The organism is Marinomonas piezotolerans (genome assembly GCF_003362755.1).
Classification (GTDB): Bacteria; Pseudomonadota; Gammaproteobacteria; order Pseudomonadales; family Marinomonadaceae; genus Marinomonas; species Marinomonas piezotolerans.
Genome location: NZ_QKRA01000007.1, coordinates 154009 through 172042, shown reverse-complemented (window position 1 = coordinate 172042; position 18034 = coordinate 154009). Strand labels below are relative to the sequence as shown.

Genomic DNA, 18034 nt, shown 5'->3' with positions numbered 1-18034 from the left:
TGTTCAAAAACTCTACGGAGTTCATTAAGTCCGTTCAGTGAGCGCTAGCTTAAGTCCGAGCGCAGCAAAGCTGGTTGCAAACACTTTCTGCATCACGGTACTCACCTTTTCAGATGTGACAATGAAATGGCTTACCTGACTCGATAGTATGCCGTAGACGACAAATACTGCAAAAGTCATGAGCATGAATACCAGACCCAGTGCCATCATGCTCATCAACACGCTTTCGGTTGCACTAGGAATAAACTGTGGCAAAAATGCCAAAAAGAAAATAGATAACTTAGGATTTAAGATATTGATCAGAAAGCCTTTAAGAATAACGCTCGACGCATTCATTGGAGAGGAGGTGTTACTGACAGACAACGGACCAGACGAGCGCCACATCTGCCACGCAAGATACAACAAATACACAGCCCCCACATACTTGACAACTTGGAACGCCACCGCACTGGTATGAAACACAGCGGCCAATCCCAAACCACTGGCTAACAATGCAGGGATGATCCCTAAAGTACAGCCGATCGCCGCAAATAAACTGGCTCGCTTACCAACAAGCAACCCCGTCGCCACAGTGTATAGCACGCCCGTCCCGGGAATCAGAACCACCACTAGCGATGTTAGTAAAAATTCAATCGAAATCATCTCTCCGTTCCTTTTAGTGTGTCTATCCGTTCTTAATATTGTATATCGACTGTGCTAGAGACCTATATAAGCTGTCAATTACTATTGGATTTCCAACATCATCAATCTACTTCCACGCGGTTGCGCCCTTGTTTTTTAGCGCGATAAAGGGCCTTGTCTACACGTCCGATCAAGGCATCAGCTGTTTCGCCAGGCTGATAAACTGCGACGCCTATACTAACACTGAATGTTTTTCCCGCAGGAAATACATGCGCTGCGATGCGCTCTCTTAGTTGTTCTGCCAGTTTTTCGCCCGTCTGCAAATCGGTATCAGGGCTGATGATAAGAAACTCTTCACCTCCCCAACGCCCTAGGATTTCTCCTTTACTCAAGGTGCTTATCATCAGGGAGGAAAGCGCCTTCAACAACTCATCACCAATCAGATGGCCACATTGATCATTCATCCGTTTGAAGTAATCGATGTCCAATAAAATGACCGCGAAATTACGCTTCGTGTCGTCCGATTGGGCAATCGCACAAGAAAGCTCTTCGTCCAGTTTAAGGCGGTTATAGAGCCCCGTCAGTGCATCGGTAATCGACTGCTTCTTGAATATTTTATTTTGCTCTTCGAGCTGAACTTGCGCGGCATGCAAATCGTTTAGCGCATCTCGAATTGCTCTGTTCGCTTTTACTAAGCGGCTATTCCAGTATATTGAAACAATAATTACTGTTCCTAATACCAACAAGGTCAGCCATAACAATGTATAGTCCGTCACTTTTTCAATCGTAATGGCAATCCATTTATCACGAATACTCTGACCTTCTTTGGGGTCTAGGTGAAGCACCGCTTTTTCAAACGCACTACCCAATAATGGCTCATCATTTCGCGTTGCTACCGATAGCTCATATCGAAGTGGTAAGCTCCCGGTCACGGCCAATTTATTTAGGTCAAGCGCTTGGATCGCGAAAGCCACAGCGCCCTGTGCTCCGATATAGCCAAAGACGTCACCGTCATAGACCAACTCCATGGCTTGGATATTATTCTTCACCTCAACCAGATCAATACTAGGATAACGCTGCTTAAGTTTATCGATTGCGATATCACCTTTGATTACCGCAAAACGAGTACCAGCTCCTTCGAGGCTTTCTTCGACAAAAATCCTGTCATAGCGCGTCACAACAGCAAGCGGCAAATAAAAATATGGGGAAGTAAAATCAAGAAAAGATTTACGCTCTTCGCTGGCGTTGATTTGAGAGACCACATCGCATTCACGGCTTTTAGCCTTATGCATCAGGTCATCCCAATCCTCGACTTTTGGAACGACCATCTCCACACCCAGCATGCGGGTAAAAATATCGAAATAGTCTTTTGAAAGGCCAGCATGCTGACCTCGCTCATCAACTCCATCAAACGGTAACCGATCAGGATCCACACAAACCCGCAATGATCGCTTTGCTGCAAGATAGTCTTTTTCGGCTTGGCTCAATCCGATTTCAGACGTAGTCTGAGCACCGGACAGGGCAGTAAATAGAAGGGCTCCTGCCATAGTCAAGGCGATGATTATATCTTTTACCCAACGTAAATATTTAGGCCTTCTAGACAAAACATTTCCTCTAACTAAAGCACCCTTAGGGTGATTCCAAGTAAAAAGAAGGAGTCGGATGGTCGACCAAATATCTCGTTACTCACCCGTACCAACAAAGCCGACCATACGGGAGATTAAGTCCCCATCAAGTTCTACAAAATACTGACCATGTTGTATGTGCTCTACACCATCTGGCCCCATGCCTGAGAACGCGACTGTGACACGGGTAACGTCAGCGATCGTGTCATTTTTAATCACCTTAGCGGACCAGCCCGGTGCATTCGCACTAAACATTCCAACATAATGATCGAGCGCAGCAATGCCAACCACCGTTTCAGGCGTTCGAGGATCGTTATACTTTACGCTTTCCGTTACCGAACTACTTATTTTAGCTAGACGAGCTTTTGCATCATCTAGTTCCCACGCATCAAAAAAAGTGGCTATTGCATCTGTCATCGTCCTTTTCTCGCTCTTCTCTAGATTTTATTCTGTGAATCTTGTCATCACTACAACCTAGCCTATTTTCAAATAGGTGCCAATTGAAAAAGGCCACTCATGTGTGAGCGTTGTATTTGTCACTGGGTTGTCGAGCTGAAACGTTTTACATAGACGCGGTAGGCAAAGGCAAGTAGCACGCAGGTTATAATGGGGAACAACAGCGCCATAAATTGATATTTATTGAACAGCAGTGCGCCCAATGTACCGCCTGATATAAAGCCAACGATGATAAACAAAAACAGTATTGCTTTGCGTTGATCGAGTGGTTGGCCTCTCATGAACTTACCTAACATAATTCCGAGATCGGTAAATATTCCCGTGACGTGGGTAGTCCTCACGATTGCCCCGCTGTAAGTGGTCGCAAGCGCGTTTTGCAATCCACATGCGGCCGATGCGAAGAAATGACCGTAAAACGATCCAAAAGACAACAACAGCAATGACACTGATAGAAGTACAGCTTCCAGAATTAACGCTGTGTCATAATGCCGCCCCAATTTTAAACTCGAGCCATGCAACAAGCAGCCAGACAACACGGCCCCCAGCAGAAATGCCGCCAACACGCCGATTAAATGAAGGGTCCCTTGAAATGATGCATCTAATACGCTCGCCCCGAGTAGCGTCGCTGTACCTGATAAATGAGACACAGATTGATGTTCGAAGCTGAGTAAACCAATCGCGTTAATGAAGCCAGCGACCAACGCCAATATAAAAGCACCTACTTCCACCCACTTAGGTAACTGTGAAATCAACTTTGGAATACTCCTTTTGTGTCAGTGCCGATAATGTGCCCCATCCGATTATAGTGCTCGTGAATCCCTCAAAACAAATCAGTCCACTCAGACCTGAGTCATTTCGAGATATTTTTAACATTCTATGAACGCTTTACCTCAACTTAGCTTTATAATCGAATTTCCCTTCATCCGTTTTTGTTCATGAGGACATTATGAATCGATCCTTTGTGCGCACGATCGCCGCCGCCAGTCTTTTAAGCATTGCTTCGCTACCTCTTTACGCAGAGGAGGAAATGTCCGATGCGATGAAATCATCTCATTCAGCGATGGAAAAGGCGTTTAATCAAGAGTCATCAAAAGAAGAAGTGTTTGAGCCATTTGACCCAGACAGTCCAGACTTCAACCCTAACGGCGACGACATTAATGCCTACTTTTATGCTGGTTTAAGCCGCGAGCAATCCGATGACTTGGATGTCTGGATGGTTGAGTCTGGCGTACGCATGCTATTTGACGATAACTGGTCTGGGCGCGCTCATGTGTTGATGTTTTGGGATGATCGCAAGTCGTTCCTAGACGGCATGAATTTCGGTGGTTCGGGCGCCCTTTTGTATTCCGTCGGATCATTTGACCCCGATTTTTCTGTCCGCCCGGTATTGGGTGCGGGTTTTTATATCGCCGATAATGGGTGTGAAGATACGACAACGTGCGATGAAGACGTTACCGGTGGAGTGTTCCCTGAAGTTGGATTATCGATTATCACAGGTGGGATAGAGCTATATGGATACACCCGCTATGTGTTTCATCCAGAGCTCGATGACGGTGCTCAGATCGGTGCTTCAATCGGTTATAAACTGTAAACACGACTCGCGAATGATCACCTCAACAGCAGGTGGATAATCTATCCAAGGTTGCCTCCATTCTACCTGCTCTGCGCGCGCAGCATGTTAACGCTTTGATATAGTCTGGTTGTATTATGGCGTCACATCATTTCGACACTCGTTCAATTTAAAGATATCAATCGCGGCTTGCCTGCCAAGTCTCGGTTGGCCAGTGAGCAAATAAAGCGTTACATCTGTTTAAATAGTTGAGCGTTATTTCGGCTAACTGGAAGCTCTCGATTAAAGTGCTTCACAGTAACGAAATAGTGACCGTCATCGTCTTTGTAAACACGTTCAATGTGACTGACTTGTACAATGGTTGAACGATGAATGCGCCAAAATTCATTGGGATTAAGCTCGCACACTAATTGTTTGATGCTTTTTCTAATGAGGAACTCACCCTCGCTAGTCACCACTGATGTGTATTTATCTTGGGCGATGAAACAGCTGATATCACGTACGTTGATAACGTGAATGTCGTCTCCCTTTGAAGCGTTGACCCAAACTAACGTATTGGCATTATCCATGCGAGGCAACAGTCTCGTAAGTTGCTCCGCATCAAGTTCATATTTAACCTCGATTTGGGCGCGCTTTTGTAAGCGCTTCACACACTCAAGTAAACGCTTTTCTTCAATAGGCTTGAGCAGATAGTCCAACGCTTCATGCTCAAATGCCGCCACAGCGTGTTGATCATAGGCGGTTACAAACACCAAGTTCCCGGTATAGTTTGTTTCGCGCAATTGTTTCGCGGCTTCAATACCACTGATACCTGGCATTTTTATGTCCATGAAAATAGTATGGATCGCCACTTGCTCTGCCATCTGGACCGCTTCAATTCCTGTGGCAACCGCGATCACTTGATCCACCTCTTCCCACAGCTCCTTGATGAGCTTTTGTAGATGAAATCGAAGTAAAGGCTCATCATCAACGACCATCACGTTTAACGGTTCTGATTGCAGGGAATCTACCGTAGTTATATCCGTCATCAATCTATTCCTCTCATGAAGCACGAGCGATTGCAGGTGTGTCATTACCAATCGGCCACTCAACTTCAGCAATGCAGCCCGCGACTTGACCGTGGTCGTTGTGAGCATTTCGAAGTGAGAAACTGGCGGCTTCGCCGTAGATTAACTGTAAGCGCTGGCGAACGTTTTTCAAGGCGATACCATGTTCGTTAGTCGCTTGCTGTCTATCTTCCCAGTTCGGTGCTAACCCTAAGCCCGTATCTCGAATTTTCACATTGCATACTCGGTGGTCTACGGAGACAGAAATGTCTATATGCCCGCCCTGTAAACTAGGTTCAATACCATGAATTACTGAATTCTCTACCAATGGCTGTAGTAAAAAAGGCGGACAATCAATGTTATCGACCTCTCCTTTCTTTTGAATATCAAAGTTCAGCCTCTCCCCCATACGAACCTTTTGAATTGATAGGTAAGCAGCCACTAAATCCAGCTCTTCGGTTAGTTTAATGCGGGGTTGTTTCACCTTACTCATCGAGACCCGCAATAAGCTGGTTAAATCCTCGATCATCTGCTGAGCGGCTTCTGGGCGAATCTTGATTAACACTTGAATATTCGCCAAGGTATTAAATAGAAAATGCGGCTCTATTTGTGATTGCAGCATTTGATAATTGGACTCGGCCAGTTTCTTTTCCTGCATAAGAGCCTGCATCCGTTGGTCTTGCAGCTCTCGCTCTTTACGACTCAGGCGATGCGAATTATAAAATACATACGTCACCAACATACTGAACAAGACTTTCAATGATAGATCCGACCAAGGAGCAGCCATTACATCATCGAAGGACTCGTATATTTGGCTCATTAGATACGTCATGCCAATAACGACACCACCTAAATACCCAAGAACCGTCGCAGCCGCGACCGAAGTCCGATCTTTTAAGTAGTAAATACTGAGACGAATACTCGACAGACAAGCCGCGCCAAACACCAGCGATACTTGTAAAGTCATCCAAAATTCACCTGCTTCTGTTACCCAAATCACACTGGCAATCAAACTGCAGTAGAATATGACCATCAAACTGTCTTTGAGTAACTCATGACGCCGCCAAAAGCCACCAGATAATATTCTAAGCACTAAAGCGTCCTCTAAAACGGATCATTCTGATCCCCATCGCCAAAAACCAAATAATGCATCCCACACCAAATATACCGCCTAGCTCTACCAAGCTTGGCGCACACGACAATACCCCCATCATGCCCACTGCAAACGCCAGCACCCTTAATCCTTGTTCGAATGCACTCACGCCACGTAAGGTTAACGCCAACGTGATCATCCATAATCCACCTACGAGCTCGTTGCCCCCGCCAATCCCTTCAATCACCATTTGCATGGCGTACCAAAGAAACGAAGCTGCTTCACGGTCATGGGAGGCAAGCTGCACGACCATCGGTCCAGCAACATTAGCGAGCATGCCCGTCGCAATGGTTAGCGCCATCCAAAAATACCCTAAGACAGCGCTAGCTTGGCGCACTCCCCCTGTTTTTTGTAATGGCTGTACGCCTATTTGAAACCCTAACAGCGCCAAGCCAAATACAATATAAATAATAAAATACCATGCATTGAGTAATAATGAGTGCTCTGAGAGCACTCGCAATTGACTGTCAAAGGGGGCGCTGATATCGCCATATTGGTGATCGAGAAAAAAGCGCACGTAAACGCCTATCCCAAACAAAAAACATAGCCCCGCGATGGTCGAGCAATACCCGCCCACCGCTACTTTTTGTTCTTTAGTGGTCATCATATTAGAACCTATACAGCATCGTCATTGCACCGCTCCAATACCCTGAACGCTCTACAATCGAGCTATCCTGAATCCCCTCACCTAAATGCTCATAGGCAACCAGTGTTGTCAGGTGCCAGTGCTGAGTGATGGGGTAGATATGAGTCAAGGATAAATTAGCGTTGGTACTTGCTTCGCCAGTATATGCAGCGTAGCCAGTACCCGACTCCAATGGCGTCACACCATAATAGTAATCTACTAATTTATCCGACTGATGTAGGATCGCTAACGCTGGAACAAACGAGCCAGCGTTCGTCTCTAACAACTTCGAAAAGATTAACTTTGCTTCGTAGCCATTATGAGTATCCGATGCGTCCACCGCCACGGCCGCTGTGACATCAATATTTTGTGACATGTGAGTCCAATAAAGCGCGAACTCCGCGGCGTCTTTACGCTCATTCACTTTATCAAGTTTGGAGTTCACACCATCCAACACACTTTCCCGCACTGAAACCAGTGCGCTGAATTGATCACGCTGCCCAACACTGGTTGTGATCCCGACCCCATCTGGGCCCGCGACAAACATACCGTATTGCAAGTTCAAGTACGGGTGTAATTCTGTTTTGTCATCCTCACCAACGATGTGATGCTGCTGTCCAAGTGCGGTCACACCCAAATCAACGTTGAGTTCACTTGCCTCTGCTGCCATCGATAGCGCTGCTGCAAACGAAAGTACATAATAACTGCCAGTTTTAGTCAAAAAGGTCATTGTGTTTTCCAGATCATATTTTTAAAGGGAGTGTTCGTTGAACACGAAGCAACTGTCCCATAAAGTCGCTGGCAACAAATGGCGAGATGACAAATGGAAGCTATGCGGAATTAATGGTCGCTAGGTGGGATAAACCGTGTTGCCCTCCCCGACGTGACTTCGATAGGTACAGTGGACTCAATCATTCCGTTAAACATAGGCTTAACGGTCTTTATTGACAGTCCGTCGCTAGCTCGTCACCATGTCACGATTTTTATGCGCCCCGGTACTAAATGAGCACTTAATGTCATGGCGAAACCCAACAAGAAAGCCCCGTCGAAAACCGTCGATATATTTTGCAAACACTGCGGCGCTCAGCTTTTTAAGTACCGAAAAGGAGGCAAAGGGGCATTAGTGAAGTGTTTTAAAGAACGAATTGCAGAAGACTTCACTCAAGTACCTTGCCATTGTCCTAACTGCCAAAAAGAGTTTGCTCGTGATACGTTGGTACGCGGTACCCCCGCGTTTAAATTCATCGGCGGAAAAGTATGGTTCAAGTAGATCGCCACCCTTGAATGCCATCCCTGTCCTTGGGTGTATTCTTGTCTTTATTATTTATCTGCCCTAAACTTGTTCCATCACTTATTGAAGAGGAGCGTAACGCGCCGTGAACAACTAAGCCTTTTTTTCAAAGATCGTGTTATTGGTTGAATTAAGGTGAGGAAGTCGTTGACTTCCATGTGAGCGTGTTATGTTGGTTGTCTCTGATCTGTCTTTTGCGTTACCGAACGGTAATGTCCTATTTTCCCATATTTCTTTTTCTTGCACCGCTGGAGTCACTGCATTAGTTGGCCGCAATGGTATAGGGAAGTCTACGTTGCTAGAATGCATCAACCCGCAACAAAACGGTGTATCCATCACGGGTACGTATCAACTGTTACAACAGTCGGCCAGCGATGAGGTGAACAACCATCAGCGCGTCATTGATGCATTACACTTAGGCTCTTACTACGATGCCTTGGAGCGTATTGAAGTTGGTACGCCAAGGGATTCCGACATCGATTTTCTCGAACATCACTGGGATGTACGCGAACGTGCGCAGACTTGGCTAGACCAAGCTGGTTTATCAGTTCGGTTAGAACAGACCATGCATCAGCTCAGCGGCGGACAACGCACTAAGCTACATCTAATTGGTTTGTTGCAACAATCACCTGACCTATTACTTCTTGATGAACCGAGTAATCATCTCGATCAACCTAGCACTCAATGGCTAATTGACCAGTTGGCTAAAACAAAGAGCACTGTGCTGCTAGTCAGCCATGATAAGACACTGCTAAACAGTGTTGATCGTTTTTTAGTTCTGGACGAAACTGGGGTTCATCCCTATCACTTAGCCTTTACCGACCTTCGCGAAGCGCTGAAAAAGCAACGCCAAGACACCCTCAATGCAGTTCAACATGCCAAAGCACAGCTCAAGAAGGAGCAACGTGAGCAGCACGATAGAGAGCAAAAAGCTCAACGTCGGCAGCGTCATGGCGAAGCACTGCGTGCGTCGGGCAGCCAGTCTAAAATGCTTCTCGATAAGAAGAAAAACAAGGCGCAAATTCAGAGCGGAGCTCAAACTAAGCGAGCCGATCAACGTAGCGAAGCTCTAAAGCAAGTCGTCTCCCAATACCAAGATCAACAAACGCAGGTCTCTGCACTGAATTTGCAACTCAGTCAACCAAACACGACTCAGCGCCGCTTACTTGATCTCATACAAGTTGTACTCCCTTTGGGCGATAAAACGCCCTTGACCGTTTCCTTAGATCGCGGAGAACGGCTACGGGTCAACGGGCCAAATGGCAGCGGTAAATCAACGCTCCTTCAGTGCATTCAAGGTATTCAGACACTAACATCTGGACAACTAAACAGCCGTTGCGACGCGCTTTACCTCGATCAACACCTGAGTTTACTGGATCAATCTGACTCCCCCTTAGCGTTCCTTCAAGAGCGTGTCCCAAATATTGATTACAGCACCACACGTACTTTGTTAGCTAGTATTGGCTTACGTGGTGAGCATGCTTTGCAACCTTGCTCCATGTTGAGCGGTGGCGAGCGTATGAAGGTCGCGTTGTTATTGATCAGTCAGCTGCCCAGTAATGGGCTATTAATCCTAGACGAAACCGACAATCACTTAGATCTCGATAGCCAAGACCAACTAGCAATCACACTCGATCGTTATCAGGGAGCCGTCATTTTCGTAACGCATCAGGATGACTGGCTACGAACAGACAAAGTCATCACACTGCAGTGTCCAACGCCATGAGGTTCTTTTTCATGCAGAGGACGTATTTTCACTGCTGCTTGTCGGCGCAAGACAACTTATTGGTGAGGTAGCTCCCTACAATGATCGCTCTATTAAATGACACTTGGAGCTAGAATGTCGGACTTCATTACAGTAATGCGCGAAACCTGCCCAACGCCTGTGGTTGATGCAACCAAATGGAAGCGCATCGAAGGCGAACCTCACACAGTCAATCTAAATGCTTACCTTTCAGAAGATGGCAGTAAAATCATGGGGACGTGGATCTGCACCCCGGGCAAATTTGAAGTCGAATACGATAAATGGGAGTTTTGCCACTTTTTAGAAGGCTACTGCATCATCACACCGGAAGGAGAAGAGCCTAAGCACCTAAAAGGTGGCGATGTGTTCGTGATCGAACCTGGTATGAAAGGCACTTGGGAAGTTGTGGAAACTGTGCGCAAGTACTTTGTGTTCGCTTAAGTCCTGCTAGGTAGAGCTGGATACTCGGTTCTAGAATTAGCGTAGTCTGTGAGACTACGCTTTTTTAACAAATTTCGCAGTGATATACATATCGCCAGCACCGTCTACTTTACAATCAAGCTGATGATCTTTCTTATCATGAATGCGCTTCACTAGCGCTTTAGTACCTATTTTAAGGGGTTGGGAACTGCCTTTCACTTTCAGATCTTTCACTAAGATCACCTTATCCCCTTCCTCAAGCAAGACACCATTCGCATCGTTCACTTTAATCGCCGACTCTTCCGCTTCTTCTGATGGGCTCCATTCATACCCACACTCTGGGCAAATAAGCAACGCTTGATCTGCATACACATATTCAGATTGACAGCTCGGGCAAGGTGGTAATGACATGATGATAATCTTATCTCAATAGCGGAAGTCACATTAATGATAACGGGGCTTTACCGTTCTATAAAGGCTATACTAACGGCACTAATAAACAAACCAACGAAAAACTACTCAACCCCATGAGGCGCTATCATGTTAATCACTTTTCGAAGCAATGCGTACGCCAATATCACCATGTTCGGCTCGGTTGGGCTGCAAATGATTTCGATGATGGGATATGGAAGCCAGACATCTGGCGCAATTAAAGCCGAGGATATTCCCCAAGCACTAGAGAAGCTTATGTCGGCCTTGGCGGCGGAAAAGGTAAACGGCACGCCAGTCGACGCCGACCTTGATGAAAATGAACAAGACACACCACCCATTAGCCTTGCCAACCGAGCTGTCCCCTTAATTGACATGCTTAAAGCAGCCAATCAAGAAGACAGTCATATCATGTGGGACAATACGTAATAAGGTCATTCACCCACCTTTTTAAGGTGGGCATCATTACTCATTGCTTAAATTAGGTTTTGTTTCCAATTTCCAAGCTGAATACAGGGACCAGAAAACAAGGTGTTTTCGGTCGTCGGTCGTACCTTTGTCGCGGTAAAAAACAATTCACTGCTACTGGAAACAGCTTGCCATGTGGTCTTTTGCAAATCCCACGTTACGTTATCGTTGGGTTCAAGACCTATGTACGCGAACTGCCCCGTATCTTTATCCTTCGCCCACAAATGCATGCGTGTTTTTATGGCTCTAGGCTGACTTTCCGCCCACTGAATAAACAGTCTTGATGGGGTTTTTTCTGTTTTTTGATACAGATTGACGACAAAGCGAATGTCTTTTCTATTGGCAGTCGGCGACATCACAGCAATGTATTGCGGTGTCGAATTCACTAATGCATTGTCCTCTGTCCGCTCAGGAGGATGCACAAATAACATGACAGCCAAAACAATTGATGCCAATGAAGCACTCACACCAGTAAAGCGCCAAAAGCGTAAACTCCGCCAAATGGACGCTTTTTCTTCCCTTGGTGCAGCGTGATCAAATAACTGCTGCTCTATTTGGCTCCAGGTTTTCGCGTCTGGCTGTTTGTCAGGCAGCGCATTGTGGATTGTCGAAAATGACTCGGACCAGTGAATAATCGCTTTATCCAATTCGGGACTCACTACACGTAACGCTTCGACACGATTGCGAACTCGCGGCGTCATATGACCGACGACATATTGGCTGGCCAAATGATCACAGATGACCGCATTGTGATACCTTAAGCTTCCAGACATAGTTTCAGCTCCTGTAAGCCACGACGAATCCAAGCCTTCATTGTTCCCAATGGAACAGACATTTTTTGCGCTAACTCATTATGACTATAACCGTATAAATAGGACTGCAAAACGCTACTTCGTGTTTGCTCTTTTAACGCATATAAACAACGATTCAGTGCAATATTGTCTGGACCGTCATCGTTATAAATCAAAGCATTAATGAGCTCGTCGTTCTCATCTGTCGATATATGAGGGTGCTTTTGCAGCTTTCTTAAACGATCTAAACTACTGTTGCGTGACATCACGCATATCCAGGCCCAAGCCGCACCTTGGTTGTTATGTTGCTCTGCTTGATTCCATATCTTAATAAAGACATCTTGCAATACGTCTTCTGCTTCATGCTGTTCATTAACTATGCGAGAGATTAATCCAAGTACCTTTCCGCTGCACAATTCATATAATAATCTCAGCGCTAGTTGGTCCCGATTTTGTATTCGGTACAGTAACGCATTAACTTGACGGTTCCATTCCAAATTATCCACGACTCACCATCTCTTTTTAAAAGCAGGTTGAAAACATAGCTTAATAAAAAAGCAATGAACTGCGTTCATTGCTTTATAGAAAGATAGACAATAGGTTTGGAATTAAAACGCTATGTGAAAATTAGTATGAGTACCCTGATTTTTCTGCAACATGCCACACACCACCAAGGCCATCACCTGTTGTATCACCTTTCTTTTTATCTCCGACCCAAGTATACAAAGGCTCGTTTTGGTAAGTCCATTGTTTAGAGCCGTCCTCACGAATGATGTGACCAAAACCCATTTTTGCGTTGGCACCGTCCTCCATAAGGTAAGGAGGCCATTTTATCGCACAGCCACCATTACAGTTAGAAACGCCATCGGAATCCTTATCAAAGGTATACAATGTCATACCCGATGAATCGGTTAGTATTGTATCCGCTGCCATTACTGCAACGCTGGTGATAGAGGCAGCAGAAATGGCAAAGCCTGCGATGAGAGATTTAAATGGTACGTTCATAGTTTGTTACTCCGTTTAGTAAAATGATGTAGTGCTTACACAACCTAAGACGAAGTCAAATTATCGTTTGGATGCACAGATATAAATTATTTTTCAAATTATGCTTTTTTAACACTCTGACGTCATTCTAGCCCCCCCTACGCCGAGTATAGGAATACGACTTACTTCCTGAATCGAATCATTGATCATGCTGTCTCTTTTTAAATAATTCCCCACTTTTTACCTTATGATTGATGCTACAATTTGCACAAATTGCCGCAAACGCCATTTTCCTACTTGGTCTTCAAAAACATGCTTTTTTCATCGATTCATTCGCATGTAACGCAATGGCGATGCGGCCTAACAATTAACTAAACGCAACAGTAAATAAAATAGCTTATCTGCTCTTGACGAGCCAGATTCTTTCTATTAACTTTACCATATCGTTTAGTTATTAATTTGAGACCTGCTACTATGTCTCGTCAGATCCGATAGGAGTCTTTCATGCAAAGCAATAATGGTTACTACGGTGAGTTCGGTGGGAGTTATATCCCTGAGATTCTTTACCCAAGCCAACAACAAATTCTTAAAGCATTTGAAGAAGCAAAAAACGATCCTGAGTTCATTGCTGAGTTGAAAGACACATGGCAAAACTATTCTGGTCGCCCAACTCCACTGACATTCTGTAAAAATTTAACAGATCACTTTGGCGGCGCTCAGATTTACCTTAAGCGTGAAGATTTAAACCAATCTGGCGCGCACAAAATGAACAACGTAATCGGCCAAGCGCTACTAGTTAAGCGCATGGGTAAAAAGCGCGTGATTGCAGAAACCGGCGCAGGTCAGCACGGTGTAGCAACAGCATTGATAGCCGCTCGTTTGGGCTTGGAATGTACTATTTACATGGGCGCGAAGGACGTTAAACGTCAATATCCAAACGTTTTCTGGATGAAACAATTGGGCGCAACTGTCGTATCTGTAGCCGAAGGCTCACAAACACTTCGTGATGCGCTGGACGAAGCTTTACGTGACTGGTCTTCTAGCCATGAAGAAAGCCACTATCTGATCGGTACAACATGTGGTTGCGCGCCATTCCCTGAAATGGTGGCATTTTTCCAATCTGTCATTGGCGAAGAAGTGAAAGAGCAAAGCCAAGCACAGTTTGGTCAATACCCTGACCGCCTCTATGCGTGTGTTGGTGGCGGCTCTAACGCGGCTGGCATTTTCCTACCTTTCTTAGATGAGAAAAATGTTGAAATGATTGGTGTCGAAGCAGGCGGAAAAGGCTTAGAGCTTGGTCAACACTCTATTCGACTATCACACGGTTTAGGGACAAAAGGGATAGCACAGGGTTTTGCTACCATGTTCTTGCAAGACGAAAATGGTCAACTCCAAGAAACGCATTCTATCGCGGCTGGCTTGGACTATGTAGGTGTCTCACCGATCATCGCACACTTAGCACAAGAAGGCCGTATTCAAATGAAGTATGCGATGGATGACGAAGTTGTTGATGCTTGCTCATTATTGCTCCGCAAAGAAGGCATCATCCCAGCACTAGAGTCCTCTCATGCTCTAGCAGGCGCCTTCAAAGATGCTCCCAATCTACCGAAAGATAGCCGAATAGTTATCAACCTATCCGGCCGAGGTGATAAGGACATTTTCAATGTTGCCAAAGCGATGAACGACGAAACCTTCCCAGAGTTTTTAGAAGATTACTTAGCTGATTATAAAGATCACTTGAACAACGCAGACAAAGGAGAGGCCTAAGCATGAGCCAATTAGCGAACTATATTAGCGACAAGCGTCAGCAAAAGCCTATCCTGTCTATGACTCATGTGGTTTACGGCTACCCTACAGTAAAAGATAGCCTAGATTGGATGGCGACACTGTTAGAAGCAGGCGCTGACTTCATTGAAGTACAATTTCCATTCTCTGACCCAGTCGCCGATGGCCCAACCATTGTTGCAGCGTGTCATGGAGCGTTGCACAACCAAAAACCATCTGTTGAAGAGTGTCTGACGGACATTGGTAAATTGGCGCGTGATTTTCCAGAAAGCCGTATCGTATTGATGAGCTACCTAAACCCAATGTACCACTTCGGTTTAGAGAAGTTAGTCAAACGTTGTGCTGAAGAAAATATCTTGGGATTGATTCTGCCGGATCTCCCTTATGAGCAAGCAGGTGACCTACGCACCTACTGTGATGCTCATGGCATTGATCCAGTTTGGTTGGTCACACCTGTCACACCAAAAGATCGCCTAGCATTTCTAGCTAAAGAAGCTCGTGGCTTCCTATACTGCGTAGCACGCTCCGGAGTGACGGGTAACTCCAACCATAATGGTGAAAAGCAGCAATCTTTAGATGAGTACCTTGCTGAAATCAACTCACATGCTAATGCACCAATGGGTGTAGGTTTTGGCATTCGTGAAAAAGCCCATGTTGACGCGATTACAGGTAAAGCAGATGTGGCAATTGTAGGATCTGCCTTGCTAGATGCCTACAACAAAGGTGGTAAAGAAGAAGGTTTGAAGCTGTTTAATAGCTTGTTCGACTAGCGTTAAGTACGATAAAAGATACAAAAAAGCCCCTTGAATCTCCATCAGATACATGGGGCTTTTTAGTGTCTTGCCTGTTGCGGCTAGTGACTAAAGTCAGATTAAAAAATAAGCCAACGACGCACCACAAACTGCCATAAAGACAGTCTCAACGATCAATAATATAAGGGGAGCCATACCCACTTCTTTCAGCTTATTGAGCTGCGTCCGCATACCAATGGCTGCAATAGCGAAGACCAAACACCAACGTGACAAATTAGCCAAGAATTCAACCACTTGCGCAGGGATCCAGCCCAATGTATTCACTACCATCAACGCAATAAAAACTAATAAAAAAGGTGGGATAGGAAACCGCTTATACGAATCTGGAGTAGCATTCTTGCGTGCAAAGAAGACCGCTAAAACAAAGACAATGGGTGCTAGCATTGCGACGCGAAATAGCTTCACGACCGTTGCATTGTCTCCTGCATATTCAGAAACACCGTACCCAGCACCAACGACTTGCGCTACGTCGTGAATCGTCGCTCCAAGAAAATATCCTGTCTGTCGCTCATCCAATCCCAGCCAATTGGCGACCATTGGATAAACGATCATAGCGGTAGTACTCATAGCGGTAATACCCACGATGGTAAACACCACAGAACGATTAGTATTCTGATTCTTTGGCAACACTGCTGCCACAGCAGCCGTTGCGGAAGCACCACAAATTGCCACGGCACACCCAGCAAGTAAGCCCATGTTCTCCGGTAACTTAAATAACCGCCCCGCTATCACGCCTATTAAAATAACGGTTAAAATCAGCACCCCAGTTAGTACCAAGATTGGCCAGCCAAAGTCGGTCAATGAACTAATAGTGATACGTACCCCTAATAGTGCAACGCCCACCCTGAGCAAAGTTGTCGCACTAAACTCTAGACCTTGACCCGTTTTCTCGGAGTCGGCCATGAAATTAAAGCTCATGCCAAGCAGCAAAGCCATCAACATTACTGGCGCACCGTAGTGTTCGCTTAAGAATGCTGCAGACAATCCCATGACCATAGCGAGCATAATCCCAGGAATATTGGGCGCAAAGGTTCTCACTGGGTTAAACATGACGTACCCATATACTAATAATTAAGGAGAAAAGAAAGGATGAGAAGAGAGAGTGGATCCCCTCCCTCTTCTCGGTGCTTAGAGCACTACTTTAAGTCAGCGTCATATTCCGCTTGGATTTTTTGCTCGGCGTCTTTGGCCGCATCGTTCAACAGGTTGAACCATTTGTCACCGCCTTCGATGTTCTCTTTGAACCAAGCGTATACTGGCTTCGCCGCAGCAGCGAATTCTGCCTTCTCTTCTGGAGAAGGTACGTATAGCTCACCGCCTGCTTCATCAAATGCTTTATAAGCATCAATGGATTTACGTTTTGGTGACGCAAATGTAGCTTGCTGCAACGCGGAAAAACCATCCACCACTACGCGACGTAAGTCTTCTGGCATATCCATGAAGGTATCGTTGTTCATGTACCACAGAGCAGACATGTACGCATGTCCGTCCAACGTCACATACTTCAAGCCTGCATCGGTAAATTTCATGCCCATGATATCAGTAATACCATTTTTAGAACCTTCAACAACACCTGTTTGGAACGAGGTGAATAGCTCTGGCCATGGGATAGGCGTTGGGCTTGCGCCTAGTGAGCGAACCAATTCCTGCGGTAAATCGGATACAACCGTACGAATTTTCAAGCCTTCTAGATCTTCTGGTGTTTTTACAGTGTGCTTAGTGTTGGCAAAGTTACGCCAACCACCGGTATTACCGATTGTCATAAGACGAACAGTGTTATCAGAGTCAGCTAAAATTTGTTTACGTAGTTCTCTTGTAAAATCGCCTGTAAACACTTCTTCAGCAACACGATCATCACGTAGTACATACGGCAAATCTAGTACCTGTACGTAGGGGTACATTGCAGAGGCACCACCAGACGTAGAAATATACACATCAATTGAACCGTATTCGAGGGCTTCTAGACACTCAACACCGTTACCACATAGTTGTGTGCCCATGTATATATCAACACCAATACGGCCATTTGAGTGTGACTCTACAAAATCCTTGAATACTTCTAGACCATCATAGTCTTCGTCGTTCTCGTTAGAGTTTGCAACGGCACGTATATTAAAGTCTGCTGCTTGTGCGATGCCACTTAACATGACACCTGCACCGATCAACGTCGCTGCAACAAACCCGTTTATTTTTGTTTTCGTGAACATTTAAAAG

At 45.5% G+C, this 18034-nt stretch carries 21 protein-coding genes; 7 read left to right on the top strand and 14 right to left on the bottom strand.

Annotated features, from left to right (window positions below; translation table 11 throughout):
- Nucleotides 1-24: 24 nt before the first annotated feature.
- The 4 genes from DN730_RS14510 to DN730_RS14495 all read right to left on the bottom strand — a co-directional run bounded on the left by DN730_RS14510 (nucleotide 25) and on the right by DN730_RS14495 (nucleotide 3454).
- Nucleotides 25-642, bottom strand: a complete 618-nt coding sequence (locus DN730_RS14510) for a LysE family translocator (protein WP_115468870.1) — start codon at nucleotides 640-642, stop codon at nucleotides 25-27.
- A gap of 101 nt (nucleotides 643-743) precedes the next feature.
- The gene (locus DN730_RS14505; RefSeq protein WP_147290585.1) at nucleotides 744-2225 is read right to left on the bottom strand and encodes a transporter substrate-binding domain-containing diguanylate cyclase; all 1482 of its coding nucleotides are present in this window, start codon (nucleotides 2223-2225) and stop codon (nucleotides 744-746) included.
- 78 nt (nucleotides 2226-2303) lie between these two features.
- Entirely contained in the window at nucleotides 2304-2663 is a 360-nt protein-coding gene (locus DN730_RS14500) for a hypothetical protein (protein ID WP_115468868.1), read from the bottom strand.
- A 119-nt stretch (nucleotides 2664-2782) separates the two neighbouring features.
- The gene (locus DN730_RS14495) at nucleotides 2783-3454 is read right to left on the bottom strand and encodes a YoaK family protein (protein ID WP_115468867.1); all 672 of its coding nucleotides are present in this window, start codon (nucleotides 3452-3454) and stop codon (nucleotides 2783-2785) included.
- Between the two features lie 194 nt (nucleotides 3455-3648).
- On the opposite strand from DN730_RS14495, the gene DN730_RS14490 reads away from it, so the two are divergent.
- The gene (locus tag DN730_RS14490; RefSeq protein ID WP_115468866.1) at nucleotides 3649-4293 is read left to right on the top strand and encodes a hypothetical protein; all 645 of its coding nucleotides are present in this window, start codon (nucleotides 3649-3651) and stop codon (nucleotides 4291-4293) included.
- 209 nt (nucleotides 4294-4502) lie between these two features.
- Here DN730_RS14490 and DN730_RS14485 read toward each other — a convergent pair whose 3' ends face one another.
- Genes DN730_RS14485 through DN730_RS14470 form a run of 4 tightly spaced genes read right to left on the bottom strand, consistent with a single transcriptional unit; the run spans nucleotide 4503 to nucleotide 7826 of the window.
- Entirely contained in the window at nucleotides 4503-5300 is a 798-nt protein-coding gene (locus DN730_RS14485; RefSeq protein ID WP_115468865.1) for a LytR/AlgR family response regulator transcription factor, read from the bottom strand.
- Between the two features lie 13 nt (nucleotides 5301-5313).
- Complete coding sequence (locus DN730_RS14480; RefSeq protein ID WP_115468864.1) at nucleotides 5314-6411, bottom strand: sensor histidine kinase; 1098 nt, start codon at nucleotides 6409-6411, stop codon at nucleotides 5314-5316.
- Entirely contained in the window at nucleotides 6404-7078 is a 675-nt protein-coding gene (locus tag DN730_RS14475) for a hypothetical protein (protein WP_115468863.1), read from the bottom strand. The genes DN730_RS14480 and DN730_RS14475 overlap by 8 nt, the downstream gene beginning before the upstream one ends.
- A gap of 1 nt (nucleotide 7079) precedes the next feature.
- Nucleotides 7080-7826 (bottom strand): MipA/OmpV family protein, encoded by a 747-nt coding sequence (locus DN730_RS14470; protein ID WP_115468862.1) that lies wholly within the window; start codon nucleotides 7824-7826, stop codon nucleotides 7080-7082.
- Nucleotides 7827-8114: 288 nt separating this feature from the next.
- Here DN730_RS14470 and DN730_RS14465 point away from each other — a divergent pair, with 288 nt between their 5' ends.
- The 3 genes from DN730_RS14465 to DN730_RS14455 all read left to right on the top strand — a co-directional run bounded on the left by DN730_RS14465 (nucleotide 8115) and on the right by DN730_RS14455 (nucleotide 10572).
- Entirely contained in the window at nucleotides 8115-8366 is a 252-nt protein-coding gene (locus DN730_RS14465; RefSeq protein ID WP_115468861.1) for a hypothetical protein, read from the top strand.
- 190 nt (nucleotides 8367-8556) lie between these two features.
- The gene (locus DN730_RS14460) at nucleotides 8557-10113 is read left to right on the top strand and encodes an ATP-binding cassette domain-containing protein (RefSeq protein ID WP_115468860.1); all 1557 of its coding nucleotides are present in this window, start codon (nucleotides 8557-8559) and stop codon (nucleotides 10111-10113) included.
- Between the two features lie 114 nt (nucleotides 10114-10227).
- Nucleotides 10228-10572, top strand: coding sequence for a cupin domain-containing protein (locus DN730_RS14455; protein WP_067036007.1), 345 nt, complete (start codon nucleotides 10228-10230; stop codon nucleotides 10570-10572).
- 54 nt (nucleotides 10573-10626) lie between these two features.
- On the opposite strand, the gene DN730_RS14450 is transcribed toward DN730_RS14455, so the two are convergent.
- On the bottom strand, nucleotides 10627-10962 hold the full coding sequence (locus tag DN730_RS14450; protein WP_115468859.1) for a zinc ribbon domain-containing protein YjdM: 336 nt from the start codon (nucleotides 10960-10962) through the stop codon (nucleotides 10627-10629).
- A 129-nt stretch (nucleotides 10963-11091) separates the two neighbouring features.
- Here DN730_RS14450 and DN730_RS14445 point away from each other — a divergent pair, with 129 nt between their 5' ends.
- Nucleotides 11092-11409, top strand: coding sequence for a DUF1840 domain-containing protein (locus DN730_RS14445; protein ID WP_115468858.1), 318 nt, complete (start codon nucleotides 11092-11094; stop codon nucleotides 11407-11409).
- Nucleotides 11410-11456: 47 nt separating this feature from the next.
- On the opposite strand, the gene DN730_RS14440 is transcribed toward DN730_RS14445, so the two are convergent.
- The 3 genes from DN730_RS14440 to DN730_RS14430 form a co-directional block, all read right to left on the bottom strand.
- Nucleotides 11457-12221: a hypothetical protein gene (locus tag DN730_RS14440; protein WP_115468857.1), complete on the bottom strand. Its 765-nt coding sequence runs from the start codon at nucleotides 12219-12221 to the stop codon at nucleotides 11457-11459.
- Complete coding sequence (locus DN730_RS14435) at nucleotides 12206-12745, bottom strand: RNA polymerase sigma factor (RefSeq protein ID WP_115468856.1); 540 nt, start codon at nucleotides 12743-12745, stop codon at nucleotides 12206-12208. Before DN730_RS14435 ends, DN730_RS14440 begins: the two co-directional genes overlap by 16 nt.
- Nucleotides 12746-12866: 121 nt before the next feature.
- Nucleotides 12867-13244, bottom strand: coding sequence for a COG4315 family predicted lipoprotein (locus tag DN730_RS14430; protein ID WP_115468855.1), 378 nt, complete (start codon nucleotides 13242-13244; stop codon nucleotides 12867-12869).
- Nucleotides 13245-13727: 483 nt separating this feature from the next.
- On the opposite strand from DN730_RS14430, the gene trpB reads away from it, so the two are divergent.
- Both trpB and trpA read left to right on the top strand, forming a co-directional pair.
- Nucleotides 13728-14990, top strand: coding sequence for a tryptophan synthase subunit beta (gene trpB / locus DN730_RS14425; protein ID WP_115468854.1), 1263 nt, complete (start codon nucleotides 13728-13730; stop codon nucleotides 14988-14990).
- A gap of 2 nt (nucleotides 14991-14992) precedes the next feature.
- Nucleotides 14993-15778 carry a tryptophan synthase subunit alpha gene (trpA, locus tag DN730_RS14420; RefSeq protein WP_115468853.1) on the top strand — a complete coding sequence of 262 codons (786 nt, stop codon included), beginning with the start codon at nucleotides 14993-14995 and terminating at the stop codon, nucleotides 15776-15778.
- A gap of 96 nt (nucleotides 15779-15874) precedes the next feature.
- On the opposite strand, the gene DN730_RS14415 is transcribed toward trpA, so the two are convergent.
- Together DN730_RS14415 and dctP are read right to left on the bottom strand one after the other, a co-directional pair.
- Nucleotides 15875-16870 (bottom strand): YeiH family protein, encoded by a 996-nt coding sequence (locus DN730_RS14415; RefSeq protein ID WP_115468852.1) that lies wholly within the window; start codon nucleotides 16868-16870, stop codon nucleotides 15875-15877.
- 86 nt (nucleotides 16871-16956) lie between these two features.
- Complete coding sequence (dctP, locus tag DN730_RS14410) at nucleotides 16957-18027, bottom strand: TRAP transporter substrate-binding protein DctP (protein WP_115468851.1); 1071 nt, start codon at nucleotides 18025-18027, stop codon at nucleotides 16957-16959.
- Nucleotides 18028-18034: the final 7 nt, after the last annotated feature.